Origin of the sequence: Cytobacillus sp. IB215665 (genome assembly GCF_033963835.1) — a bacterium.
In the GTDB taxonomy this organism is placed as follows: domain Bacteria; phylum Bacillota; class Bacilli; order Bacillales; family SM2101; genus Nanhaiella.
Map to the genome: position 1 here is coordinate 1 of NZ_JAXBME010000024.1, position 24,086 is coordinate 24,086.

At 34.3% G+C, this 24,086-nt stretch carries 27 protein-coding genes; 26 read left to right on the forward strand and 1 reads right to left on the reverse strand.

The annotated features are described in order from the left end of the window. Positions 1-306: 306 nt before the first annotated feature. From SLH52_RS20760 to rsmI, 11 genes are all read left to right on the forward strand, one after another. Positions 307-501, forward strand: a complete 195-nt coding sequence (locus SLH52_RS20760) for a sigma factor G inhibitor Gin (RefSeq protein ID WP_320211118.1) — start codon at positions 307-309, stop codon at positions 499-501. Positions 502-782: 281 nt separating this feature from the next. Further along, positions 783-2,222 (forward strand): aminotransferase class I/II-fold pyridoxal phosphate-dependent enzyme, encoded by a 1,440-nt coding sequence (locus SLH52_RS20765; RefSeq protein WP_320211119.1) that lies wholly within the window; start codon positions 783-785, stop codon positions 2,220-2,222. Between the two features lie 16 nt (positions 2,223-2,238). Then, positions 2,239-2,877 carry a dTMP kinase gene (tmk, locus tag SLH52_RS20770; RefSeq protein WP_320211120.1) on the forward strand — a complete coding sequence of 213 codons (639 nt, stop codon included), beginning with the start codon at positions 2,239-2,241 and terminating at the stop codon, positions 2,875-2,877. 139 nt (positions 2,878-3,016) lie between these two features. Beyond that, positions 3,017-3,346, forward strand: coding sequence for a cyclic-di-AMP receptor (locus SLH52_RS20775; RefSeq protein ID WP_214484105.1), 330 nt, complete (start codon positions 3,017-3,019; stop codon positions 3,344-3,346). A gap of 20 nt (positions 3,347-3,366) precedes the next feature. Next, complete coding sequence (locus SLH52_RS20780; RefSeq protein WP_320211121.1) at positions 3,367-3,807, forward strand: YaaR family protein; 441 nt, start codon at positions 3,367-3,369, stop codon at positions 3,805-3,807. 7 nt (positions 3,808-3,814) lie between these two features. Continuing rightward, on the forward strand, positions 3,815-4,819 hold the full coding sequence (holB, locus tag SLH52_RS20785) for a DNA polymerase III subunit delta' (RefSeq protein ID WP_320211161.1): 1,005 nt from the start codon (positions 3,815-3,817) through the stop codon (positions 4,817-4,819). A 1-nt stretch (position 4,820) separates the two neighbouring features. After that, positions 4,821-5,648, forward strand: coding sequence for a stage 0 sporulation family protein (locus SLH52_RS20790; protein ID WP_214484102.1), 828 nt, complete (start codon positions 4,821-4,823; stop codon positions 5,646-5,648). A gap of 13 nt (positions 5,649-5,661) precedes the next feature. Continuing rightward, complete coding sequence (gene yabA / locus SLH52_RS20795) at positions 5,662-6,024, forward strand: DNA replication initiation control protein YabA (protein WP_214484101.1); 363 nt, start codon at positions 5,662-5,664, stop codon at positions 6,022-6,024. 186 nt (positions 6,025-6,210) lie between these two features. Beyond that, positions 6,211-6,951, forward strand: a complete 741-nt coding sequence (locus SLH52_RS20800) for a tRNA1(Val) (adenine(37)-N6)-methyltransferase (RefSeq protein WP_320211122.1) — start codon at positions 6,211-6,213, stop codon at positions 6,949-6,951. Continuing rightward, a complete protein-coding gene (locus SLH52_RS20805; protein WP_320211123.1) occupies positions 6,941-7,237 on the forward strand; it encodes a GIY-YIG nuclease family protein in 297 nt (98 codons plus the stop codon). Before SLH52_RS20800 ends, SLH52_RS20805 begins: the two co-directional genes overlap by 11 nt. Then, positions 7,209-8,081, forward strand: a complete 873-nt coding sequence (gene rsmI, locus SLH52_RS20810; protein WP_320211124.1) for a 16S rRNA (cytidine(1402)-2'-O)-methyltransferase — start codon at positions 7,209-7,211, stop codon at positions 8,079-8,081. Before SLH52_RS20805 ends, rsmI begins: the two co-directional genes overlap by 29 nt. A 274-nt stretch (positions 8,082-8,355) precedes the next feature. Here the strand turns inward: rsmI and SLH52_RS20815 are convergent, their stop codons facing one another. Continuing rightward, entirely contained in the window at positions 8,356-8,634 is a 279-nt protein-coding gene (locus SLH52_RS20815) for an AbrB/MazE/SpoVT family DNA-binding domain-containing protein (protein WP_320211125.1), read from the reverse strand. A gap of 463 nt (positions 8,635-9,097) precedes the next feature. On the opposite strand from SLH52_RS20815, the gene metG reads away from it, so the two are divergent. From metG to SLH52_RS20890, 15 genes are all read left to right on the forward strand, one after another. Continuing rightward, complete coding sequence (gene metG / locus SLH52_RS20820; RefSeq protein ID WP_320211162.1) at positions 9,098-11,089, forward strand: methionine--tRNA ligase; 1,992 nt, start codon at positions 9,098-9,100, stop codon at positions 11,087-11,089. A 172-nt stretch (positions 11,090-11,261) separates the two neighbouring features. Beyond that, the gene (locus SLH52_RS20825) at positions 11,262-12,029 is read left to right on the forward strand and encodes a TatD family hydrolase (RefSeq protein ID WP_320211126.1); all 768 of its coding nucleotides are present in this window, start codon (positions 11,262-11,264) and stop codon (positions 12,027-12,029) included. A 239-nt stretch (positions 12,030-12,268) separates the two neighbouring features. Then, positions 12,269-13,444 carry a ubiquitin-like domain-containing protein gene (locus tag SLH52_RS20830; protein ID WP_320211127.1) on the forward strand — a complete coding sequence of 392 codons (1,176 nt, stop codon included), beginning with the start codon at positions 12,269-12,271 and terminating at the stop codon, positions 13,442-13,444. A 182-nt stretch (positions 13,445-13,626) separates the two neighbouring features. Further along, complete coding sequence (gene rnmV, locus SLH52_RS20835; RefSeq protein ID WP_214484093.1) at positions 13,627-14,190, forward strand: ribonuclease M5; 564 nt, start codon at positions 13,627-13,629, stop codon at positions 14,188-14,190. Beyond that, positions 14,183-15,061 (forward strand): 16S rRNA (adenine(1518)-N(6)/adenine(1519)-N(6))-dimethyltransferase RsmA, encoded by an 879-nt coding sequence (gene rsmA, locus SLH52_RS20840; RefSeq protein ID WP_320211128.1) that lies wholly within the window; start codon positions 14,183-14,185, stop codon positions 15,059-15,061. The genes rnmV and rsmA overlap by 8 nt, the downstream gene beginning before the upstream one ends. A 357-nt stretch (positions 15,062-15,418) precedes the next feature. Beyond that, complete coding sequence (yabG, locus tag SLH52_RS20845; RefSeq protein ID WP_320211129.1) at positions 15,419-16,300, forward strand: sporulation peptidase YabG; 882 nt, start codon at positions 15,419-15,421, stop codon at positions 16,298-16,300. 432 nt (positions 16,301-16,732) lie between these two features. Then, entirely contained in the window at positions 16,733-17,002 is a 270-nt protein-coding gene (gene veg / locus SLH52_RS20850; RefSeq protein ID WP_214484090.1) for a biofilm formation stimulator Veg, read from the forward strand. Positions 17,003-17,548: 546 nt separating this feature from the next. Next, positions 17,549-17,734: a small, acid-soluble spore protein, alpha/beta type gene (locus tag SLH52_RS20855; protein ID WP_320211130.1), complete on the forward strand. Its 186-nt coding sequence runs from the start codon at positions 17,549-17,551 to the stop codon at positions 17,732-17,734. 165 nt (positions 17,735-17,899) lie between these two features. Further along, positions 17,900-18,769 (forward strand): 4-(cytidine 5'-diphospho)-2-C-methyl-D-erythritol kinase, encoded by an 870-nt coding sequence (gene ispE, locus SLH52_RS20860; RefSeq protein ID WP_320211131.1) that lies wholly within the window; start codon positions 17,900-17,902, stop codon positions 18,767-18,769. Between the two features lie 56 nt (positions 18,770-18,825). After that, on the forward strand, positions 18,826-19,650 hold the full coding sequence (gene purR / locus SLH52_RS20865; protein WP_320211132.1) for a pur operon repressor: 825 nt from the start codon (positions 18,826-18,828) through the stop codon (positions 19,648-19,650). 21 nt (positions 19,651-19,671) lie between these two features. Then, positions 19,672-20,046: a RidA family protein gene (locus SLH52_RS20870; protein ID WP_320211133.1), complete on the forward strand. Its 375-nt coding sequence runs from the start codon at positions 19,672-19,674 to the stop codon at positions 20,044-20,046. Between the two features lie 133 nt (positions 20,047-20,179). Beyond that, a complete protein-coding gene (gene spoVG, locus SLH52_RS20875) occupies positions 20,180-20,467 on the forward strand; it encodes a septation regulator SpoVG (RefSeq protein WP_214484085.1) in 288 nt (95 codons plus the stop codon). Between the two features lie 430 nt (positions 20,468-20,897). Continuing rightward, positions 20,898-22,271, forward strand: a complete 1,374-nt coding sequence (gene glmU / locus SLH52_RS20880; RefSeq protein WP_320211134.1) for a bifunctional UDP-N-acetylglucosamine diphosphorylase/glucosamine-1-phosphate N-acetyltransferase GlmU — start codon at positions 20,898-20,900, stop codon at positions 22,269-22,271. A gap of 77 nt (positions 22,272-22,348) precedes the next feature. Then, positions 22,349-23,296, forward strand: a complete 948-nt coding sequence (locus SLH52_RS20885) for a ribose-phosphate diphosphokinase (protein WP_320211135.1) — start codon at positions 22,349-22,351, stop codon at positions 23,294-23,296. Positions 23,297-23,382: 86 nt separating this feature from the next. Beyond that, a complete protein-coding gene (locus SLH52_RS20890) occupies positions 23,383-24,009 on the forward strand; it encodes a 50S ribosomal protein L25/general stress protein Ctc (protein WP_320211136.1) in 627 nt (208 codons plus the stop codon). Positions 24,010-24,086: the final 77 nt, after the last annotated feature.

Consider the following 24,086-nt stretch of genomic DNA (forward strand, 5'->3'; position numbering starts at 1 on the left):
CAGCGCCGATGGTAGTTGGGGGTTTCCCCCTGTGAGAGTAGGACGTTGCCAGGCAATTAAAAAGCACAGAGCATTAGGCTCTGTGCTTTTTTTGTAGGCTTTTTTTGCAATGTATAAGTTTCTTTGAATGTGTATACTTAAAAAATTTAGAAGATATGTTGTACTTATTGGATATAGACATACACATTTATTTTAAATGAGAAATACACTAATAGAAATAATAAAAAAATATTCTATAACCAAAATTCTAAATTATGTATAAATTTTAAAAATACTGATGATAATATGTGTATGGAGGTGGAGGTGTTGAGTTCACTTGTAGTAAAACAACAACTCATTGGGGAAACGTGTTTAATATGTGAACAGAGAAAGTATCAAGGGATTCATTTATATAAGACATTTATTTGTATTGAATGTGAAAAGAATATGATAACAACAGATACGAGCGATCCAAAGTATCAGTTTTATCTACAACAGTTAAAGAAGGCAACATCTTCATAGATTAGTACCATATCACACTACAAATAATTATTGACTGAAATAATATAATTAATTACTGAACACTTGTGTAGTAAGATACATAGGTGTTTTTATTAAGGCTCTTTTTCTTGTGGACATTATGTATTATAGGTGGATAGTCGCATAATAACAATGTTTAGATCTTAATCTTAAAGCAAATAATTACTGTTGTAATTGACCTTATTTAATAAGATTTAAGCCCTGAAATAAGTTATAATAATGAGGTATGGAAAGTATATATTTCAGTTCTAGAAGGAGTAGTAATGGATCAAAAATTAACACCTATGTTTGATGCGTTAGTTCAACATACTAATAATAACCCGCATTCATACCATGTTCCTGGTCATAAATATGGTGCTCTCTTCCCCAAAAAAGGTTTACACTTCTTTGAAAATATATTAAGGATAGATGCGACTGAATTAACAGGGCTAGATGATTTACATGCACCTGAATCTGCTATTGCACAAGCGCAACAATTAACTGCTGAGTTATATGGTGTAGACCAGAGCTTTTTTTTAGTTAACGGTAGCACAGCTGGTAATTTAGCAATGGTACTTGCTGTATGTGAGGAAAATGACACTGTTCTTGTACAAAGGAATAGTCATAAGTCTATTTTTAATAGTATTCAATTGGCAGGGGTTAAGCCAGTTTTTTTAGCCCCTTATTATGATGACAAAGTAAAAACTGCAGCTCATGTCCCAATTGAAACGATTAAACAAGCAATTAAAGAACATCCTAAAGCGAAAGCTATCATTTTAACAAATCCCAATTATTTTGGGCATTCAGTTAACTTAACAGAGGTTATTTCATATGCTCATGATTATGATATTACAGTATTAGTTGATGAAGCACATGGTGCTCATTTTAATCTAGGTCAGCCATTCCCTATTTCTGCAATTGAGTGTGGAGCGGATATTGTTGTTCATTCCGCACACAAAACCTTACCCGCAATGACTATGGGCTCATTTATTCATGTGAAAAGTAATATTGTTGATATAAATAATTTGGTGTATTACTTACAGCTATTTCAAACAAGTAGTCCCTCATATCCCATAATGGCTTCTTTAGATTTAGCAAGATACTATCTTAACGAAATGAAAGATACTTTCAAAATCAATCAACTTGTTGAGAAAATAAATCAATATACAGAAATTTTACATTCTATACCACAAATTCAAGTAGTGAGAACAAACAATCCATCTATACTAACTGATCCATTGAAGGTTACCATTCAATCTGATTGTGTATTATCTGGGTATGATCTTCAAAAATTGTTTGAGGATTATGGAGTTTATACAGAATTAGCCGATCCTGATAATGTGTTGTTTATATTTCCATTATCAAATAATGATAACTTATTTAAGCCGTTACTTACTATAGAAAATATATTACGTTCTGTCGAAATAACTAAGTCGAAGAGTTCTAACGTAAAAATGTATTCGAACGATAACATTTCCACTTTAACTATTTCATATAGCCAGTTAAAAAGCTACAATAAGAAAGTAATTCCGTTAAAAGATGCGGTAGGTCAATTATGTGCTCAAATGTTAATACCTTATCCGCCAGGAGTACCACTTTTAATAGTAGGAGAAGAAATTACAGAATCTCATATTGAAAGAATCCTTAATTTTAAGGCATTGGGTGCTAAATTTCATGGTGGACAATTATTGAAGCAAAACGAGATAGAAATTTTTGATAGATAGCAAAGGAGAATATTGAGTGTCTGGATATTTTTTTTCATTCGAAGGCCCTGAAGGTGCTGGAAAAACAACAATCATTGATAAATTAGCAAATTATTTATATAAAAAAGGGTATGATGTCATTTCAACTCGTGAACCTGGTGGAATTGCCATTTCAGAGCAAATTAGGAAAGTAATATTAGATCAAAATAACGATAAAATGGATGGTCGTACAGAAGCTTTGTTATACGCAGCTGCAAGACGTCAACATCTCGTTGAAAAAGTAATCCCAGCCTTAGAAGAAGGGAAAGTAGTATTGTGTGACCGTTTTATAGATAGCTCACTCGCTTACCAAGGTTATGCTAGAGGAATTGGTATTGATGAAGTTTTTGGAATAAATAAGTTTGCCATTAACAACTTAATGCCTCATTTTACTTTATATTTTGATATTGAACCGATTGTCGGACTACAAAGAATTCAACAAAATAATAAAAGAGAGGTTAATAGGTTGGATATGGAGAATATCTCCTTTCATGAGAGGGTGCGTGAAGGGTATTTATTACTAGTTGACCGTTTTTCAGATCGTATTAGACTAGTCGAGGCAGACAGGCCGCTTGAAGAAGTGTTTAATGAAGCAAAAATGCATATAGAACATTTTATAGAAGTGCATGAACAATAATAATTTAAAACACATGATAAGTACCTAGATAAAGTGATGGAAAATGATGTTATAATAAACGAAACATAAACGATATTTTCCAACATCCTAAACATGATGATATAGAAATTTCGTGATAAAATGATAGGAGGCTGATGTTATGAAATTAATTTTAGCAGTCGTCCAAGATCAGGATAGTAATCGATTATCAAATGCACTAGTTGACCATAATTTTCGAGCGACAAAGCTTGCAAGTACTGGTGGTTTTTTAAAATCTGGAAATACAACATTTATAATTGGTACAGAAGACATTCGTGTTGAAAAAGCCTTACAGGTCATAAAAGAAAGTTGCCAACATCGTGATCAATTAGTTGCCCCTATTTCTCCAATGGGCGGAAATGTAGATACTTACGCATCATATCCGGTTGAAGTAGAGGTAGGAGGAGCTACAGTATTTGTTCTTCCAATCGATCAATTTCACCAATTTTAGACGGATATGAGGTATTTATAATGAAAATTAATCAAGATGTAAAGACAACCATTGAAAAGGCTCAACCAGAAATTAAGCAATCATCTAGTAATCAAATGAAGTTTCATGAGCTTGTACAGAAACAAGATTCGAAAATGCATGTTGAACAATTAAACAAGCTTATGAAAGATATTGAAGTAGCTGGTAATCTGCTCGCTCGCTCAAGAACATTTAAAGATTTAACTAAATATAAAGCGTTAGTGAAACGCTTTGTTGAGCAAGCTGTTGATTTCGGCATGGACTTAAAGCAATCTCATAGTTGGAATGCTAGAGGACAAGGTAGAAAGCTAAAAATTATCGAAAACATCGATCAAGAATTGATTGATTTAGCTGATACACTGATTGATCAAGAAAGTAATTCAATTTCTCTATTAAATAAAATAGGGATTATAAAAGGATTATTAATAAATTTGTATACGTAAGAGAGTGATGTTTGTGGTAAATGATACGTGGGACAAGCTAGAAACCTATCAACCGACAATAATAAAAATGCTCACTAATAGTATACTTAAGGATAGAGTAGCCCACGCATATATATTTGAAGGTGGTCGAGGGACAGGGAAAAAACATGTTAGCCTTATGTTAGCTAAAAGCATGTTATGTAAACATTTGAATGGAAGCATGCCTTGCCAAAATTGTATTAATTGTCGTAGGGTAGATTCGAAAAACCACCCTGATGTGCATATCATTGAACCAGATGGCCATTCAATTAAAAAATCACAAATTCAAGATTTACAAAGTGAATTTTCTAAAACTGGAGTAGAGTCATCCAAAAAGTTATATATTATTGAACATGCTGATCGGATGACGACAAATGCTGCTAACAGTCTATTGAAATTTTTAGAGGAGCCTGATTCTGATACAATAGCTATTCTCCTTACAGAAAATATACAAAAAATGTTAAATACTATTATTTCTCGTTGTCAAGTGTTATCTTTTCAACCAATTGCTTCAATTGTTATGAAAGATTTCCTACTAGACAAAGGGGCTCCACCCCATTTAGCTGCACTTGTGGCTCAATTGACCAATAATTTTGAAGAAGCAACAGAATTATGTCAAGATGATTGGTTTGCGCAATCAAGGATGATAGTGATACAATTATATGAAATGCTAAATATGAATTATGCTAAAGCTTTATTATATATTCAAGAGAAGTGGCTCTCTCATTTCAATGATAAAGACAAGCTTGATAGTAGTTTAGACTTATTATTACTTTTGTTAAAAGATTTACTATATATTCAGTTAGGTGAAAATGAATACGTTGTGTATACTGACCAATTAGAAAAATTAAATCAATATGCCCTTCATATTTCTCAAAATCATATTGCTGAACAAATGTCAGCAATTTTAGAGGCCAAAAGTCGTTTACACACCAACATGAATCCACATTTATTAATGGAGCAACTTGTATTGAATTTGCAGGAGGGATTTTAATTTGTATGATGTAGTTGGTGTACGTTTTAAAAAAGCTGGGAAAATTTATTATTTTGATCCAGGGGAATTTAAAATAGATGATGGAGAATTTGTTATAGTAGAAACAGTACGTGGAATTGAATTCGGCAAGGTAGTTATAAATAAAAAACAAGTTGATGAGAGCGACATAGTTCTTCCATTAAGAAAAGTTATTAGAATTGCTGAATCAAAAGATAAACTTATTGTTGAAGAGAATAAACAGGCTGCACAAGAAGCATATGAAGTATGCATCGAAAAGGTTAATCAACATGGCTTGGAGATGAAATTAGTAGATGTAGAGTATACCTTTGACCGAAATAAGGTGATTTTCTACTTCACAGCAGATGGCCGCGTTGATTTTAGAGAACTAGTGAAAGATCTTGCAGCTATTTTTCGAACAAGAATTGAATTGCGTCAAATTGGTGTTCGTGATGAAGCCAAAATGTTAGGTGGTATAGGTCCGTGTGGAAGAATGCTCTGTTGTTCGACATTTTTAGGGGACTTTGAGCCAGTCTCTATAAAAATGGCAAAAGACCAAAACCTCTCTTTAAATCCTACTAAAATATCTGGTCTATGTGGCCGGTTGATGTGTTGCTTAAAGTATGAAAATGATGAATACGAATCTGCTAAACAACTGCTACCTGATATTGGGGAGAAGATCGTAACACCTAATGGAGCAGGCCGTGTAGTTGGATTGAATATATTAGAACGTGTATTACAAGTCGAATTAAACGATAGAGAACGAGTAATTGAATACACATTGGATGAACTAATGAACGAGGGAGCTGTATCAATTCAAGCCACAGATTAATGAGGTGGATTTTGTGGATAAAAAAGAGATTTTCCATTCAGTAAGCAGTATGGAGGAGCAAATAGGGCATTTATATCGTCAACTGGGAGAGCTCAAAGATCATCTTGCACAATTATTGGAAGAAAATCACCATTTAATAATTGAGAATGAGCATCTTAGACGTAGATTAGAGCAAACCTCAGAAGAGCCAAAAAAATTAAAGAAGAACAAATCTAATAACAAAAGGAAACAAAATAAGCAAGTTGATATTGGGGAGGGTTATGATAATTTAGCCCGTTTATATCAAGAAGGCTTTCATATATGTAATGTTCACTATGGTAGTGTTCGTGCAGAAGGAGATTGCTTGTTTTGTTTATCATTTTTAAATAAAAAATAATGTATAGTCTTCCACTTTGGAAGACTATTTTTACTAGGAATTTTAATAAAGAAGTGTTGAACATTTAATTAGGCACTTTTCACTTAAATTTGAGTGACAGAAGTGTATTATATGCTAAGAAAAGGTGCCGAATGTGTTTAGTCTTAATAAAGACAACATTGTTGTTAACAAAAAGGAGTGTCTATGATGGTTAAGCTTATAGGGGATGAGCGATTAGATCATTTACTTGGTGAAAATATGCGAATTATTCAGAGCCCATCGATGTTCGCCTTTTCACTAGATACAGTTTTATTAGCTAAATTTGTTTATGTACCAATTCAAAAGGGTAATTTAATTGATTTATGCTCTGGAAATGGCGTTATTCCACTATTACTTAGTAAAAGGACAAAAGGGCATATTACAGGAGTCGAAATCCAAGAAAAAATTTATCAGATGGCTGAGAGAACAATTGCATTTAATAAGCTAAATAGCCGAATAAAATTTATTCATGGCGATATAAAAGATATGCCCACATTATTAGGGCAAGAAAAGTTTGATATTGTTACTTGTAATCCACCTTATTTTCCAACACCTAGTAATGAAGAAATTAATAAAAATGAACATTTAGCTATTGCTAGACATGAAATTTATTGTACGCTAGAGGATACAATTAGAGTAAGTAGTATGCTACTTAAACAGGGAGGGAAAGCGGCATTTGTGCATCGACCAGGTCGTCTTATTGACATGATTACTTTAATGAGAAATTATCGTTTAGAGCCAAAAAGATTACAATTCGTTTATCCCCGACATGGAAGAGAAGCAAATACCCTATTAATTGAAGCGACCAAAGATGGAAGCCCAGATTTGAAGTTATTACCCCCGCTAGTAGTATATAATGAACACAATGAATATACTGACGATGTGAGGAACATTCTATATGGAAAGTAAACAGCATTTCTTATATGTGTTAGAATGCAGTGATGGAAGCTATTATGCTGGTTATACAAATGACCTTAAGAAACGCATAAGAACCCATAATGAGGGCAAAGGGGCAAAGTATACGAGAGGACGTATTCCCGTATCATTACTGTTTGCCAAATCGTATGCTACAAAAAGTGAAGCACTTCGGGCAGAATGGGATTTCAAGCAACTTAAAACACGACAGAAGAAAGAGCAATTTATAGCAAAGGAGAACAAGCTAAAGTATGTGGCAACAAAACAGCTTTCAAAATGAAGATATAAAAGGATGCTTATATCTTGTTCCAACACCTATCGGTAATTTAGAAGATATGACATATAGAGCAATACGTATACTTAAAGAGTCAGACATTATAGCAGCAGAAGATACAAGACAAACGAAAAAGCTATTGAATTACTTTCAAATATCAAATGCAGTCATGAGTTATCATGAGCATAATAAAGACACGAGTGGCGAAAAAATAATAAACCTGCTTAAATCAGGAAAAAAGGTAGCATTAGTTAGTGATGCAGGGATGCCGACAATTTCTGACCCAGGTTTTGAAATTGTTGTTGCAGCATTAAAAGAGCAGTACAAGGTGATTCCATTGCCAGGTGCAAATGCAGCATTAACATCGTTAATTGCTTCTGGAATAAAAACACAACCTTTTTATTTCTACGGCTTTTTACCTCGTCACAAAAAAGAAAAACGTAAACAATTGGAGCTTTGTAACCAAGTACAAGAAACGATGATATTTTATGAATCACCGCATAGGTTGCAAGAGACGTTAAAAATAATGTTAGAACAATTAGGTGATCGCCCTGCAGTCCTTTCTAGAGAGCTGACAAAAAAGTATGAAGAATTTATTAGGGGAACGATACAAGATCTATTTCAATGGTCACAGCAATCGAATGTGCGTGGTGAGTTTTGTATTATAGTAGAAGGAAGTAGTAAAGAAAGTCAAATGGAAAATCAGTGGTGGGAAGAATTAACTGTTGTAGAGCATATCGATTATTATATAAATAAACAATCGTACACTTCAAAGGATGCGATAAAAAAAGTAGCAAAAGATAGAGATATGGTAAAAAGAGAAGTTTATCAACAATACCATATAAGGTAGAATACAAATTAACATCCTTTTTCCTAGGAAATAAAAGGATGTTTCACATTAGTTGTTTCTTTTCGCAATAAGAGTTAAACGCGAATATTACTAATGTTTTGGACATCTTTTCTTCTCTAAAGACTATAAAAGTCATATAATACACTACAATAGTTTCTCAAATTAAAGTAAAAATAACAAAGTTTATGAAAAATAGCCAAACAAAAAGAAAAAAGCGCCTTCTAGACATTCCGTATAATGGGGATGCAAGGCGCTTATTTTTATGATAACTTCATTATTTTACTAGGTTTGATTTTATTTCATCTATTAGCTTTTCTGCACCTTCAGGACTTAGAATAATTTTACCCTCGGCAAGAGTAAAGTTATCATCAGATACTTCCCCTGTTACTTGACAAGTCATATTAGGCTTGTACTTTTTCAAAATAATTCTATCATCATCAACGTAGATTTCTAGTGCATCCTTTTCTGCAATTCCTAGTGTACGTCGAAGTTCGATCGGTATTACTACACGACCTAACTCATCAACCTTACGAACTATACCTGTAGATTTCATAATAAATACTCCTCTCACTAATACAAAAATTTTATTATCTCTTAAATTCGTCATTATTCGACAAATAATTATTTTCTTAATAATACCAGTGTTTCCCATGCTAGTCAATAAATTTAATTGAAATATATGTAGTGTTTTTAAAAAAATGGTATTATATATAGAGATAACTATTGTTTTAATAGGATTTAAGTTAAAATGCTATAATATCACTAAATGGTAAATATTTTGAAAATAATCCATTTATTTTTAACATTTTCAAACAATTTACCAATGTAGTTAAGAATTATTATAAATAAAATTCGACAAATTTCAACTATAAATCGACAAAAAACTACTGGAAAATAAATACTAATAAAATTTGAAATTTGATTTGACTATACGTTTTAAAATAAAATAAACAATAAATCCTATACATTAGTTAAAGAAGCTTATCTTTATAGTAAACTAAGGTTTATAATTATTGATTTGTTTATTACATAAGGAGGAAAAGATGAAACAAGGAGCTAATAACTTTTATATTACTACCCCAATATATTATCCGAGCGGCAAGTTGCATATAGGACATGCTTATACAACGGTCGCTGGTGATGCAATGGCCCGTTATAAAAGGCTTAAAGGTTATAATGTGATGTATTTAACGGGAACGGATGAACACGGTCAAAAAATTCAGCAAAAGGCTGATGAAAAAGGGATTTCACCTCAAAAGTATGTAGATGACATCGTGTCAGGAATACAGGATTTGTGGAAAAAATTAGATATTTCGTATGATGATTTTATACGGACGACGCAAACAAGGCATAAAGATATTGTTGAGAAGATTTTTAATCAACTTGTTAAACAGGAAGATATTTATTTAGATGTTTATCAAGGGTGGTACTGTACACCATGTGAATCTTTCTACACTGAACGTCAATTAGTCGACGGAAAATGCCCAGACTGTGGACGTGCTGTAGAAAAAGTGAAAGAGGAATCATATTTCTTTAAAATGGGGAAATATGTTGATCGACTACTAAAATTCTACGAAAACAATCCTCATTTTATTCAGCCAGAATCGCGAAAAAATGAAATGATTAATAATTTCATTAAACCTGGCTTAGAGGACTTAGCTGTATCAAGAACAACGTTTGATTGGGGAATAAAAGTTCCTGGTGATCCTAAGCATGTCATTTACGTGTGGATAGATGCTTTAACAAATTATATTACGGCATTGGGATATGGTTCAGAAAATGATGAAAAATTTCAAGCTTATTGGCCAGCGGATGTACATCTGGTTGGTAAAGAAATAGTACGTTTTCACACTATTTATTGGCCTATAATGCTAATGGCATTAGACTTACCGCTACCAAAGAAAGTATTTGCTCACGGTTGGCTTCTCATGAAGGACGGCAAAATGTCGAAATCGAAAGGTAATGTTGTTGATCCCGTATCTTTAATTGACCGATATGGCTTAGATGCATTACGTTACTATCTACTTAGAGAAGTTCCTTTTGGGGCAGATGGCGTGTTTACGCCTGAAGGGTTTGTTGAAAGGATAAATTTTGATTTGGCTAATGATTTAGGTAACTTACTAAATAGAACCATTGCTATGATTCAAAAGTATTTTGATGGGGAGATACCTGAATATAACGGCTCTAAAACAGATTTTGACAATGAACTTGTAACAATGAATGAAAAAGTTGTAGAAAAATATAGTGATGCTATGGAGAAAATGGAGTTTTCAGTTGCGCTCTCTTCCGTGTGGCAACTAATTAGTCGATCAAATAAATATATTGATGAAACCCAGCCATGGTTGTTAGCGAAAGATGAAAACAGTAGAGAACAGCTTGCTTCAGTTATGACACATTTAGTGGAATCACTTCGTAGAGTTGCAATTCTATTACAGCCATTTTTAACTCAGACACCGTCACTCATGTTTGAGCAAATGGGAATTACTGATGAAAAATTAAAGCAATGGGATAGTTTAGCACAATTTGGGCTTATTCCACCAAATGTTACAGTTAACAAAGGGAAACCTATATTTCCAAGGCTGGATATGGAGGAAGAGGTTGAGTATATTAAACAACAAATGCAAGGTGATGTTGTTGAAAAAAATGAGAAAACTGAGAAAGCTGATAAAGCTGAGCCTGAACTAGATGAAATTACGATTGATGATTTTTTGAAAATAGATTTACGGGTTGCAGAAGTTATGCATGCTGAGCCAGTAAAAAAAGCTGATAAATTGTTAAAACTTCAATTAGATTTAGGGTATGAACAACGTCAAGTGGTATCAGGAATCGCAGAGCATTATAAGCCTGAGGAGTTAGTTGGACAAAAAGTCATATGTGTAACGAACTTAAAACCAGTTAAACTTCGTGGCGAATTATCACAAGGAATGATTCTAGCAGGTAAAAATGAGGGCATGCTATCTTTAGCATCTGTTAATCAAAATCTGCCTAATGGAACGAAAGTAAAATAATATAGTACACAGCATAGGGTTGTCTTTGTTTTCTTATTTGTAGGTGAATAACAAGACTTTTAGAATTTTAATTAGAGGTGTTCCGCTCATTAAAAAGTGGAACACCTTAATTTAATCTAAATTTAACACCATTGTAATGTAGAGAATTTTATAATTGAAAAGAGGTTTTAAGATGTTATTTGATACACATGCACACCTAAATGCAGCGCAATTTGACGAGGATGTAGTAGATGTCATTAATCGTGCTAAAATGGAAGGTGTATCCCATATTGTTGTTGTTGGTTTTGATCGTCCAACAATTACTCGCGCTATGGAACTTACTGAAATGTATGACTTTATTTATGCTGCAGTTGGTTGGCATCCAGTTGATGCAATTGATATGGTTGATGAGGACTTATCATGGATTGAAGAATTGGCAAGTCATCCAAAGGTAGTTGCGATTGGGGAAATGGGGTTGGATTATTATTGGGATAAATCACCAAAAGATGTTCAAAAAGAAGTATTCCGCAAACAAATTACACTAGCAAAAAAGGTGAACTTACCAATTATTATTCATAATCGCGAAGCAACAGCTGATGTTTTACAAATTCTTGAGGAAGAGAATGCTGAACAAGTTGGTGGGATTATGCATTGCTTCACAGGAAGTGTAGAGGTAGCTAAAAAATGTATAGATATGAACTTTTATATTTCACTCGGTGGTCCTGTCACATTTAAAAATGCAAAAAAGCCCAAAGAAGTTGCAAAGGATATACCTTTAGAAAATCTTCTCATCGAAACAGACTGTCCATATTTAGCTCCACACCCTTATCGTGGGAAGCGTAATGAACCGAGCTATGTGAAGTATGTTGCTGAATCCATTGCTCATTTAAAAGGAATTACAGTTGAGGAAGTTTTTGAAAAAACAACTTTAAATGCAAAAAAATTATTCGGCATGAAATGATAAATTTCTTTGTCTTTTGCTGAAGAGACTTGTCTAACGATAACTGACCTTGAGTAAATTCTACATCCTTTACTATTGTAGGTGATGGAAGTGTCGATAAGTCTCCCTTTTCTTTTTTAATTATTTTTTGCATAATGTTGTATATCGAAAGTGAAAAGGAGGTCAGGGTTGACAGATAGTAACTAACTATATATAATCTCTCCGAGGAGAAGGAGGCGTTTTTCATCGAGTTATCAAGATTGAAAAATCTGTTTTTTAAGCCCTTCAAGAAAGAGAGATTAGCTATAATTATTAGTAGTTTCATAGCTATCTCAGCTGGATTAGTCTTTATCATTTTCCAAGCTACGAAGGAAAGAGTTACTCTAACTCTTGATGGTTATACGCAGGTAGTTAATACACATGCGAATACAGTTAATGAGCTGTTAGACGATTATGATGTCAATGTAAAACCTGCAGACAAAGTAAATCCATCGGTGGATACACCAATAAGTAATAATATTGAAGTGGTGTGGGAGCCAGCACAGCTTGTTCTCTTTGTAAATGAGAGGGAAGAGCAAGCGTATTGGACAACTGCAAAAACAGTAAAAGAATTTCTGGCAGAGAATGATATTGAATTAACAAGTCATGACCGAATTCGACCAGAATTAAGTACAGATATAAGCAATGAAGTTGTAATAACATTGGAAAAGGCATTTCAAATTACACTAAATGTCGGCGGAGAAGATAAACAAGTATGGTCCACTTCGACTACTGTCGCTGACTTTTTAAAGCAGCAAGAGATCACTCTCAAATTACTTGATCGTGTTGAACCCAACTTAACAGAGCAAGTGAAGAAGGATTCGGTTATTACTGTGACGAGAGTTGAAAAAGTCACCGATGTAGTGGAAGAGCCAGTCGACTATGCAGTTGTTACAAAAAAAGATAGTAAATTATCAAAAGGTGCTTCAAAAGTTCTTTCTGAAGGTAAAGAAGGTTTAGTTGAAAAACAATATGAAGTTATCTTAGAAAATGGCAAAGAAATTTCAAGAACATTAGTAAATACATCGACATTAAAAGAAAGTCTTGACCGTGTTGTAGCTGTAGGTACTAAGGAAGAAATTCAAGTATCCCGTGGTACTGAAGGTGGGGAAGAATTTTATGTATCTTCTACCGCATATACTGCAAGTTGTAATGGCTGTAGTGGAATTACCTCTACTGGCATAAATTTAAAAGCAAACCCTCAAGCAAAAGTAATTGCCGTAGACCCTAGTATTATACCTTTAGGAACTAAAGTATATGTAGAAGGCTATGGTTACGCAATAGCAGGAGATGTTGGTTCTGCTATTAAAGGCTATAAAATTGACGTGTTTTTCCCGACGAAAGATGAAGCTTATCGATGGGGTAACAGAAAAGTAAAAATAAGAATAATTAATTAACACTTTGTTCATGCGGAGGATTTTTCTATCCTCTGCATTTTTACGTTATAATTGTTTAAGCTAAGTTGTTTTAGTATAGATTGTGTAGAAAAGCAGTCATAAAAAGGCAAAGAAAATTACTTTCTACATGTTAGACGATTGAACGGGTAAAAAAGTTTCAACTTTTGGAGGAAAAAATAAAAATGATTATAAAAGAAATAATTGTTGTTGAAGGTCGGGATGATACAGTAGCTATTAAACGTGCTGTGCAAGCCGATACGATAGAGACAAACGGATCAGCGATAAATAGTATTGTAATTGAACAAATTCGCTTAGCGCAACGTAAGAGAGGTGTTATTATATTTACTGATCCAGACTTCCCAGGTGAGCGCATAAGAAAAATAATATCTGAGCAAGTATCAGGTTGTAAGCATGCATTTCTGCAAAAGTCTGAAGCTATTGGGAAAAATGGAAAAGGTATAGGGGTCGAGCATGCTTCGCCAACTGCGATAAAACAAGCCCTCAAGGATGTAAAGCAAGAAATTGAGGATATACAGGAAGCAATACCTTTTCAAGATCTAGTAGATGCCGGTTTAATTGGTGGTCAGCAGGCAAAATTAAGACGTGAACGATTAGGCAAATATCTCAAAATTGGTTATACAAATGGTAAACAACTACACAAACGTTTAATCATGTTTCAAATATCTAGAGATTCATTTGCAGCTGCATTACGTAAAGTGCTACAGGAGGAGCAAATTCATGAATAAAGATATAGCAACACCTATTCGTACGAAAGCAATTCTTGAGAAGTATGGTTTTTCTTTCAAAAAAAGTTTAGGACAGAATTTTTTAATTGACACGAATGTGTTACGTCGCATTGTAGACCATGCCGAGTTAACTGAAGAGAGTGGAGTAATTGAAATAGGGCCTGGTATTGGAGCGCTTACTGAACATTTGGCGAAAAGTGCTAACAAGGTAGTTTCTTTTGAGATAGATCAACGATTATTACCAGTATTACAAGAAACGTTAAGCATTTACGATAATGTTAAAATTATTCACTCAGATTTTCTTAAAGCAAATGTAGAACTTGTTATAAAAGAAGAATTTGGTGAAATGAAAGATTTAATGGTAGTTGCAAATTTACCATACTATGTTACAACGCCGATTATAATGAGATTACTAACAGAACAAATACCAATCAGGGGTATTGTTGTTATGCTCCAGAAAGAAGTTGCTGATCGGATGACAGCTGCTGCAGGAACGAAAGATTATGGCTCCCTGTCTATTGCTGTTCAATATTATACAAAGGCTGAGAAGGTAATGACAGTACCTAAAACAGTATTTGTTCCTCAGCCAAATGTTGATTCTGCTGTTATCCGTTTAACAAGACGCGATCATCCAGTGGTCAATGTAGAAAATGAAGATCACTTATTTACTATTGTTCGTGCGTCATTTGCACAACGAAGAAAAACAATATTAAATAATTTAGTTAATCAATTACCAAATGGAAAGCAGAAGAAAGAAGTGATAGAAAAAGCGTTAAGAAGTGCGAATATTGACCCGAAACGTCGTGGGGAAACATTAGCTATTGAAGAGTTTGCGCTGCTCAGTAATACTCTGTTAAGGCTCTTCTCGTAAACTTTGTTGCTATTGATAAGTTAGGACCATAATAAGTGGTTTTATATGTTAGCCAACGTTGTAAAGAAGAAAAGATGCCACGAACTCTAGTTGAGTACGTGTTAATTTCTTAATGAGAAAAGCAACAATACATGCGAAAATAACCTTTGTTAAATACATATGATATATAACAATACAATTAGCTTTTCAAGCCTCCCTTAATACATGATGTCCTCACGTATTAAGGGTCTTTATTTTTGGGGGGATTAGGACACTTAGGGATTTCTTTTCACAACAGACATAGATGTTGCATAGCCTAAGTAAAGGAAAACATTTGGATTTAAAGAGTCGCCTCAAATTGTTGCTGGAGTGAAGAGTATGGATGCATGTATTGGCGATATTGTTGCTCGCAAGTCGTATAATTGTGATTTGTTATTTCGTGTGATCAACATTAACAATGATAAGCTTGGAAATAAAGTTGTAATTTTGTATGGAGAAGATGTCAGACTTGTAGCAGATGCTCCTTACGAAGATATTGTTGTTATCAATGAGAGGGAACAAAAGAAAAGAAAAAAGGTCGATGAAGAGAAGATTGAGCAATCTTATAAGCTGTTCCGTCAAGAGTACCAACTCATTAGGCAAAAGAGTGAATATTATGCAACAGAAGGTTATGCTAGCACATTTGATTTTTTCCAATTGCCGGGTAAAGTGTTGCATTTAGATGGTGACCCGTTATATTTAAAGAAATGTTTGGCTTTATATGAGAAGATTGGTGTTCCGGTTTTTGGAATACATTGTAATGAGAAAGAGATGCCTCAAAAAGTAACTGGCTATATTGAGAAATTCAGGCCGGATATTCTTGTTGTAACAGGTCATGATGCATATACAAAGGCCAAAGGTGATAAATCTGATTTGAAAGCATATCGACACTCAAAGTATTTTGTCCAAACAGTTCGTCAAGCACGAAATAAAATACCTCACTTGGATCAGTTAGTCATCTTTGCTGGCGCGTGTCAATCTCATTTTGAATCACTAATAAGAGCAGGGGCTAATTTTGCTAGCTCACCTTCAAGAATTAATATTCATGCTTTAGATCCTGTGTATATTGTATCAAAAATAAGTTTTACTCCATTTGTTGATAGAATAAATGTTTGGGAAGTACTTCGTAATACACTTACAGGAGAAAAGGGATTGGGGGGGATTGAAACAAGGGGCGTGTTGCGAACTGGGATGCCATACAAACTACAACAAGAAGAATAGTAAATGCTAACTGGGTTGTCATTTATGGCGACTCAGTTTTTTATAAAGTCTCTTTTCATAACTTTGTTGTTATTGTTATCATATTTAGTACCTAAAAAGTGGTTTTATATTGTAAGTCATTGTTATACAGATGAAAAGATGCACCGAATGATAGAAGTATAAAGGTTTATATTCTTTATGTGAAAATAACTATCTATAAGAGAAATAGCCCATATAAAAATAATTAATTATATAACTTTTTTAAACAAATTTCTAACATAAAAAAACAATTTACATAACTAATTAATAATTGGTAAAAATATTTGTAGAGGAAAGTGGAATTTTGTTGTATTATTTTCATTGACAAACAAAATAGATCGTTGATATAATGAAATTTTTATTTGACTATTTTTTGTTAATTTGCTATAATTGATATCGTGAGGTGGAGCGATTATGGGAAAAACATTGTCAGATATAAAAAAGGCATTAGATGGGAATCTAGGCAAACGGCTTACCTTGAAAGCAAACGGTGGTCGTAGAAAAACGATTGAACGTTCGGGTGTTCTGGCAGAAACATATCCATCCGTTTTTGTAGTGGAGTTAGATCAAGCTGAAAATGCGTTTGAACGTGTTTCATATAGTTATGCAGATGTCCTAACTGAAACTGTTCAATTAACATTTTCTGAAGACGCATCAGGGAATATAGCTGTTAACGGGCAGTAAACCTTAGTTTGCTGCTTTTAATTTTGACTGTTTTCGCATAGATTGTTGTTTTTCGTACTTAAAATATACACGTATACAACGAGATTTCGTGGTGGCATCTTTTCTGCTATGCTAAGAAACGATGACTGTTACGTAAAACGACAAAATCTTTATCTTCTAGTTGAGGAGCAATAGCAACAAAGTTCAAAAAAGAGCCTTTAATTTGGCTGTTTTTTACGTTTAAAGTTGTTTTTGTATAAAGAAATGAATTTTAAAAATATACGTTCTTAGTTATATGTCTTTGTTTTTGATGGCAAGCTGATAGCGTATAAAGCCTTATCTAGTTTTTCTACTTTTGCAAAAAGCCGACGAAAAGAGCCGGTATTTTATATAAATACAATATATAACATTTACATATGGTGAGTGTTGATGTCTTAAGAAAATATTGCTTAAGCTCCAGTTTTTAGCCTAAAACTATGTTAAAAGGAATATTTAGGGTTTCATATTATTAGTAATTTTGTCCTTATACTAAGAGTGTCGTAGTTATTTTGAAAGGAGTTGCTTTTGTTGGGTAGACGCCGCGGAATAATGTCGGATCGATTTAAGGAAGAACTAGCAAAAGAACTTGGTTTTTATGACACCGTTCGTAATGAAGGCTGGGGAGCGATTCGTGCAAGAGACGCTGGTAACATGGTGAAGCGCGCAATTGAACTTGCTGAGGCAAACCTTGTAAATAATAATAAACAAAAGTAATAAATAAACTATTAAATAACTGCGATAACCGAAGCCTAGTAGCTTCGGTTTTCTTGCATTACAATCGATGGAAGTCATTATTCAATTTCTGCAATGAATATTATGTGTATAATTTATGGTAAAATGACGATATAACATTGGAAGAACGAAAAGTAGGTGAAAATTTTGAGGCTTTTGGTTAAGGCGCCAGCTAAAATTAATTTATCCTTAGATGTATTACATAAGCGTCCTGATGGATATCATGAAGTGAAAATGATTATGACTACGATAGATTTAGCAGATCGAATCGAGCTAATTGATTTAGAGGAAGATACCATTTCTATCGTATCGCATAGTCGTTTCGTTCCAGATGATAGTAGAAATTTAGCATATCAAGCCGCACTGTTATTAAAAAAGAAGTTTGGAGTGCAAAAGGGAGTTTCGATAGGTATTACAAAGACGATCCCGGTTGCGGCTGGTCTAGCAGGAGGTAGTAGTGATGCAGCAGCCACATTACGGGGCTTGAATAAATTGTGGAACCTTGGATTAACAATTGATGAATTAGCGTCATTAGGTGCTGAAATAGGTTCGGATGTATCATTTTGTGTTTATGGAGGAACCGCACTTGCGATGGGACGCGGAGAAAAGATCATTCACATTGATCCACCACCGCATTGTTGGGTTGTGTTAGCAAAACCATCAATAGGTGTTTCTACCGCAGAAGTATATAGAAGACTAGATCTTAATAATGTAGAACACCCAAGAGTAGATGAAATGGTAGATGCTATTCGAGCGCATGATTATCCTTTAATATGCTCACTCTTAGGTAATGTTTTGGAAGATGTTACATTTCAGATGCAACCTGAGGTTGCACAAATTAAAGAGCAGATGAAACGTTTTGGTGCAGATGCAGTATTGATGAGCGGGAGTGGACCAACGGTGTTTGGTTTAGTTCAACACGACTCTAGAATGCAGAGAGTATACAATGGGTTAAGAGGGTTTTGTGATCAAGTATTTGCGGTAAGAATGCTAGGTGAAAGAATCACTCTTGATTAAATACGTATGTTAATGATATATTTACATAAAATATTCGTATTTTGGAGGAATTGAGAATGAAAATACGAAGAAGCGGTCGATTAGTCGATATGACAAATTATTTATTGCAGCACCCTAATCAACTTCTACCTTTAACGATTTTTTCAGAAAGGTATGATTCAGCGAAATCATCAATTAGTGAAGATTTGGCGATAGTTAAACAAACTTTTGAACAGCAAGGTATAGGGACTTTGCTAACAGTGCCAGGTGCAGCTGGTGGTGTTAAATATATTCCTGGCGTATCTTCTGAAGAAGCTACGTTAACAATTAATGACTTATGTCAATTAATTGCGAAACCGGACCGGTTGTTACCGGGAGGGTATTTATATATGACAGATATATTAGGTCATCCTCAACTTGTAAACCAAGTTGGTCGATTATTTGCAGCTGTATATGGCGATCGTCCCATAGATGTGGTTATGACAGTTGCTACTAAAGGGATCCCTTTAGCTTACGCAGTTGCATCATACCTAAATGTACCTGTAGTAATAGTTCGACGTGATAGCAAAGTGACTGAAGGATCAACAGTAAGTATTAACTATGTTTCTGGATCTTCAAAAAGAATACAAACGATGGTTCTTTCAAAAAGAAGCTTAGATGAGGGAGCTAACGTTCTTATTATCGATGATTTTATGAAAGCTGGAGGAACGATAAACGGCATGATAAGCATGCTCGAAGAATTCAAAGCAAATGTATCAGGGATTGGTGTGCTTGTTGAATCAGAGGGCCTTGAAGAGAGACTTGTTGATGAATATATTTCGTTAGTAAAACTCACTGAGGTAGACGTTAAAGCTAAGAAAATAGAAGTTAATATAGGTAATTATTTTAATTTCTTGCAGTAACTAGAGGATGGAGGAATCGTCATGAAAAAAATTCAAACAAATCGGGCTCCTCAAGCCATTGGTCCGTACTCTCAAGGGATGGTTGTAAATAATTTGTTTTTTAGTTCTGGACAAATTCCGTTAAAACCTAACGGTGAACTTGTACAAGGGAATGTTGATGAACAGACACACCAAGTTTTTGCTAATTTGAAAGCTGTTTTACAAGAGGCAGGTGCTTCTTTCGATACAGTTATTAAAACTACAGTTTTTATAAAAAATATGGATGACTTTGCTGAGATAAATGACGTTTATAGCGAATATTTTCCTAACCATCAGCCAGCAAGATCATGTGTTGAAGTTGCAAGACTACCGAAAGATGTTCTAGTTGAGATTGAAGTAATCGCATTGATTAAATAAAAAGTATAAAATTCCTATGTTTACTATACCGACCTAATATTTTCAAAAAAATTTACATAATTTGCAGGAAAACTCAAAAATTGTGTTGAATAACTTACTAAGTCTTTTAAATTGGGAAAAGGTGGTGAACAGAATGGAAGTAACAGATGTAAGATTACGCCGCGTGAATACCGATGGTCGTATGAGAGCGATTGCATCAATTACTTTAGATCATGAGTTCGTTGTACATGATATTCGTGTAATTGATGGGAATAACGGCTTGTTTGTTGCGATGCCAAGTAAGCGTACTCCAGATGGGGATTTTCGTGACATAGCCCACCCGATTAACTCGACAACTCGTGGGAAGATTCAAGACGCAGTTTTAGCAGAATATCACCGACTTGGTGAGATAGAAGAATATGAAGAAGCGGGTGCTTCATAAGAAACATTAATATTTTTTACACCAAGAGAGCCTTCACAGATGAAAGGCTCTTTTTAGCGTAAGTGTATGGTACGACTAATCTTATTTAAAATGATGTTATCTAAGCTATTTTCATATTAATCTCATACTAACAATAAATACATATACAACTACATTGCGTGGTATCTTTTCTTCAAAAAAAAACTGATAACCGCAAAAAAATCTATCTTGATATGCTCACATTAGTTAAATGAGCAACAAGTTCACGAAAGAGACTTAGGTTGAACTTTTCCCTCAAATAAATCTTTTCCTCTATTTAATAAATGACCATATGCTCATTCTATAATATTCATTCTGACAATATAATGTACTTACGGATGTTTCCTTGAAATCGAAGGCTATTTGAGATAATATTCATAGTGGATAAATAGGTTACAATGGAGGCCTGTAGATGAAAAACCGATTTGCGGTAATATTGGCCGCTGGGCAAGGTACTAGAATGAAGTCAAAATTATATAAAGTTTTACACCCTGTTTGTGGCAAACCAATGGTTCAACATGTTGTCGAAGAAGTTACAAAAATAGGTGTGTCGCAGTTGATAACTGTAGTAGGACACGGTGCTGAACAAGTGAAAGAGAAGCTTGGTAATAGTAGCGATTTTGTGTTACAAAAGGAGCAACTAGGTACAGGGCACGCTGTATTACAAGCAGCTCCACAATTAGAACAGCAAGACGGAATAACTATTGTTCTATATGGAGATACCCCACTTATTACTGAAGCTACCATGAAATCTTTGTTGGAGCACCATGAGCATACAAAAGCAAAAGTTACTATTTTAACAGCTATTGCAAATGATCCGACAGGCTATGGAAGAATTGTTAGAGACGACTTAGACAAAGTCGAAAAGATTGTTGAGCATAAGGATGCCAACGATCAAGAGCTTAGTATTAAAGAGATTAACACAGGGATTTATTGTTTTGATAACAAAGCTTTATTTCATGCATTAAAGAAAGTATCAAATAATAATTCACAAGGTGAGTATTATTTACCAGATGTAGTAGGAATCTTAAAAAATGAAGGTGAGACAGTCTCTGTTTACCAAACACAGTCTTTTTCAGAAACGTTAGGAGTAAATAACCGAATTCAACTTGCAGAAGCTGAACAAATAATGAAAGAGCGAATAAATAATTACCATATGTTAAATGGAGTGACAATAATTGATCCACATTCAACATATATATCATCAAATGCTCAAATTGGTCAGGATACAATTATACACCCTGGAACTATTATAGAGGGAGAAACAGTTATTGGAACTGATTGTACAGTGGGTCCTCATACAGAGTTGAAAAATTGTCAAATAGGAAATCGTTCAGTTATTCGTCATTCAGTCGCACACCAAAGTGAGATTGGTAATGAAGTCAATATTGGTCCATTTGCACATATTCGACCTGATTCTTTAATAAAAGATGAAGTGAAAATTGGTAACTTTGTAGAAGTGAAGAAGTCTATCATTGGAGATGGCAGCAAAGCTTCGCATTTAAGTTATATTGGAGATGCTGAGGTAGGTAAAGGTGTCAATATTGGTTGTGGTTCAATAACAGTGAATTATGATGGTCAAAATAAATATTTAACAAAAATAGAAGATGGCGCTTTTATCGGATGTAATTCTAATTTAGTCGCGCCAGTTACAGTTGGAGAAAGAGCATATGTGGCTGCAGGCTCTACAATTACAAAAGATGTTCCTGGAAGTGCACTATCTATTGCCCGTGCGCAACAAGTAAATAAAGAACAATATGTTAACCGTTTGCGAGAAAAGAAATAATTTGTTCTTATATGTTTTAACAATGTCTGGATTTGTTACAATAACTAAGATAATGATTATCGGAGGTTAGTAGGAGAATGCAATCAATCGATCCAAAATTAAAAGTATTTACACTTAGCTCAAATCAAGGTGTAGCTGAAGAAATTGCTAAAGTTATAGGAGTCGAATTAGGAAAAATTGCTGTTGCTCGCTTTAGTGATGGTGAAATACAGATTAATATCGAAGAAAGCATCAGAGGCTGTGACGTATATATTATTCAGTCAACAAGCTCACCAGTGAATCAGAATTTAATGGAATTATTAATTATGATTGATGCTTTAAAACGAGCGTCTGCAAAAACCATTAACATTGTTATGCCGTATTATGGATATGCACGTCAAGATAGGAAAGCTCGTTCTCGTGAGCCGATTACAGCCAAACTAGTTGCTAACCTCATAGAAACTGCTGGAGCAACACGTGTAATAACACTCGATTTACACGCTCCACAAATACAAGGCTTTTTCGATATCCCTATTGATCATTTAATGGGTGTACCGATTTTAGCAGATTATTTCAACAGTAAAGGTCTTGAGGATATAGTGATTGTTTCTCCTGATCACGGTGGTGTGACCCGTGCAAGGAAAATGGCTGATCGTTTGAAAGCACCTATCGCAATAATTGATAAACGTCGACCTAAACCAAATGTAGCTGAAGTGATGAATATTGTTGGTAATGTTCAAGGTAAAACTGCAATTTTAATTGATGACATTATTGACACAGCAGGAACGATTACATTGGCTGCAAATGCACTCGTCGAAAATGGTGCTTCAGCGGTGTATGCATGCTGTACACATCCGGTTTTATCGGGTCCAGCTATCGAAAGAATACAAAATTCAAATATAAAAGAGTTAGTCGTTACAAATTCTATTGCATTACATGATGATATGAGAATCGAAAAAATTGTAGAACTTTCTGTTGCTCCTCTAATTGCAGAAGCTATTGTCCGTGTACATGAACAAGAATCAATTAGTGCTTTATTTGATTAATTATTATTATTAGGTTTATCTCTACCTAGTTTTGGGGAAAGTTACTCATAGAACGAGTATATAAACCAAACGGGTAGGTGAATAGAATGTCATTATTGCAAGCAAATGAGAGGCAAGATTTTAAGCATTCATCAATTAGGAAATTGCGGGAGGAAGGTAAAATTCCTGCAGTTATTTACGGTGAGAATTATGAAAGTAAGGCGATCTTTATTCATGGGGCAGACTTTCTGAAAACGATAAAAGAAGCTGGGCGCAATGGTATTATTACGCTCTCACTTAATAATGATCAACATTCAGTGATGTTGCATGATATTCAAAAAGACCCATTAAAAAGTGACATATTGCATGCGGATTTTCAAGTTGTTAATATGAAGTCAGAAGTAGAGGTTGATGTAAACATTCAACTCATAGGTGATGCAATTGGTGTCAAGGATGGCGGAGTACTCCAACAACCGTTACACCAAGTATCTGTAAGAGCGTTACCTACTAATATACCAACTTCCATTGATATAGATGTGTCTAACCTGGAAGTTGGTCAAACGATATCTATTGGTGACATTCAAACAGTAGATAAATTTGACATTAATCATGATATGAGTGAAGTAGTTGCATCAGTGTTACCTCCGAAACAAGAAGATGAAATAAATAGTGGTGAAGAACAAGAAACTGGGCAACCTGATAATGTTGAAGGTAGAGAGACAGATGACGAGTAGGTATGCTTACGCATAAGGTGATTAGCCAAAATTGAGTTGAACTTGCTCGAGATTAACAAAACTTTATCTACGGTTTG

Bases quoted from the DNA above. Each gene is read 5' to 3' on its own strand.
- SLH52_RS20805 (WP_320211123.1), top strand. From the start codon at position 6,941: ATGGAAAGTAAACAGCATTTCTTATATGTGTTAGAATGCAGTGATGGA.
- SLH52_RS20780 (WP_320211121.1), top strand. From the start codon at position 3,367: ATGAAAATTAATCAAGATGTAAAGACAACCATTGAAAAGGCTCAACCA.
- rsmA (WP_320211128.1), top strand. From the start codon at position 14,183: ATGAATAAAGATATAGCAACACCTATTCGTACGAAAGCAATTCTTGAG.
- SLH52_RS20885 (WP_320211135.1), top strand. From the start codon at position 22,349: ATGCAATCAATCGATCCAAAATTAAAAGTATTTACACTTAGCTCAAAT.
- SLH52_RS20815 (WP_320211125.1), bottom strand. From the start codon at position 8,634: ATGAAATCTACAGGTATAGTTCGTAAGGTTGATGAGTTAGGTCGTGTA.
- veg (WP_214484090.1), top strand. From the start codon at position 16,733: ATGGGAAAAACATTGTCAGATATAAAAAAGGCATTAGATGGGAATCTA.
- SLH52_RS20800 (WP_320211122.1), top strand. From the start codon at position 6,211: ATGGTTAAGCTTATAGGGGATGAGCGATTAGATCATTTACTTGGTGAA.
- glmU (WP_320211134.1), top strand. From the start codon at position 20,898: ATGAAAAACCGATTTGCGGTAATATTGGCCGCTGGGCAAGGTACTAGA.
- rsmI (WP_320211124.1), top strand. From the start codon at position 7,209: ATGTGGCAACAAAACAGCTTTCAAAATGAAGATATAAAAGGATGCTTA.
- SLH52_RS20890 (WP_320211136.1), top strand. From the start codon at position 23,383: ATGTCATTATTGCAAGCAAATGAGAGGCAAGATTTTAAGCATTCATCA.
- SLH52_RS20870 (WP_320211133.1), top strand. From the start codon at position 19,672: ATGAAAAAAATTCAAACAAATCGGGCTCCTCAAGCCATTGGTCCGTAC.
- SLH52_RS20775 (WP_214484105.1), top strand. From the start codon at position 3,017: ATGAAATTAATTTTAGCAGTCGTCCAAGATCAGGATAGTAATCGATTA.
- spoVG (WP_214484085.1), top strand. From the start codon at position 20,180: ATGGAAGTAACAGATGTAAGATTACGCCGCGTGAATACCGATGGTCGT.
- SLH52_RS20825 (WP_320211126.1), top strand. From the start codon at position 11,262: ATGTTATTTGATACACATGCACACCTAAATGCAGCGCAATTTGACGAG.
- holB (WP_320211161.1), top strand. From the start codon at position 3,815: ATGTTTGTGGTAAATGATACGTGGGACAAGCTAGAAACCTATCAACCG.
- SLH52_RS20765 (WP_320211119.1), top strand. From the start codon at position 783: ATGGATCAAAAATTAACACCTATGTTTGATGCGTTAGTTCAACATACT.
- rnmV (WP_214484093.1), top strand. From the start codon at position 13,627: ATGATTATAAAAGAAATAATTGTTGTTGAAGGTCGGGATGATACAGTA.
- purR (WP_320211132.1), top strand. From the start codon at position 18,826: ATGAAAATACGAAGAAGCGGTCGATTAGTCGATATGACAAATTATTTA.
- yabG (WP_320211129.1), top strand. From the start codon at position 15,419: ATGGATGCATGTATTGGCGATATTGTTGCTCGCAAGTCGTATAATTGT.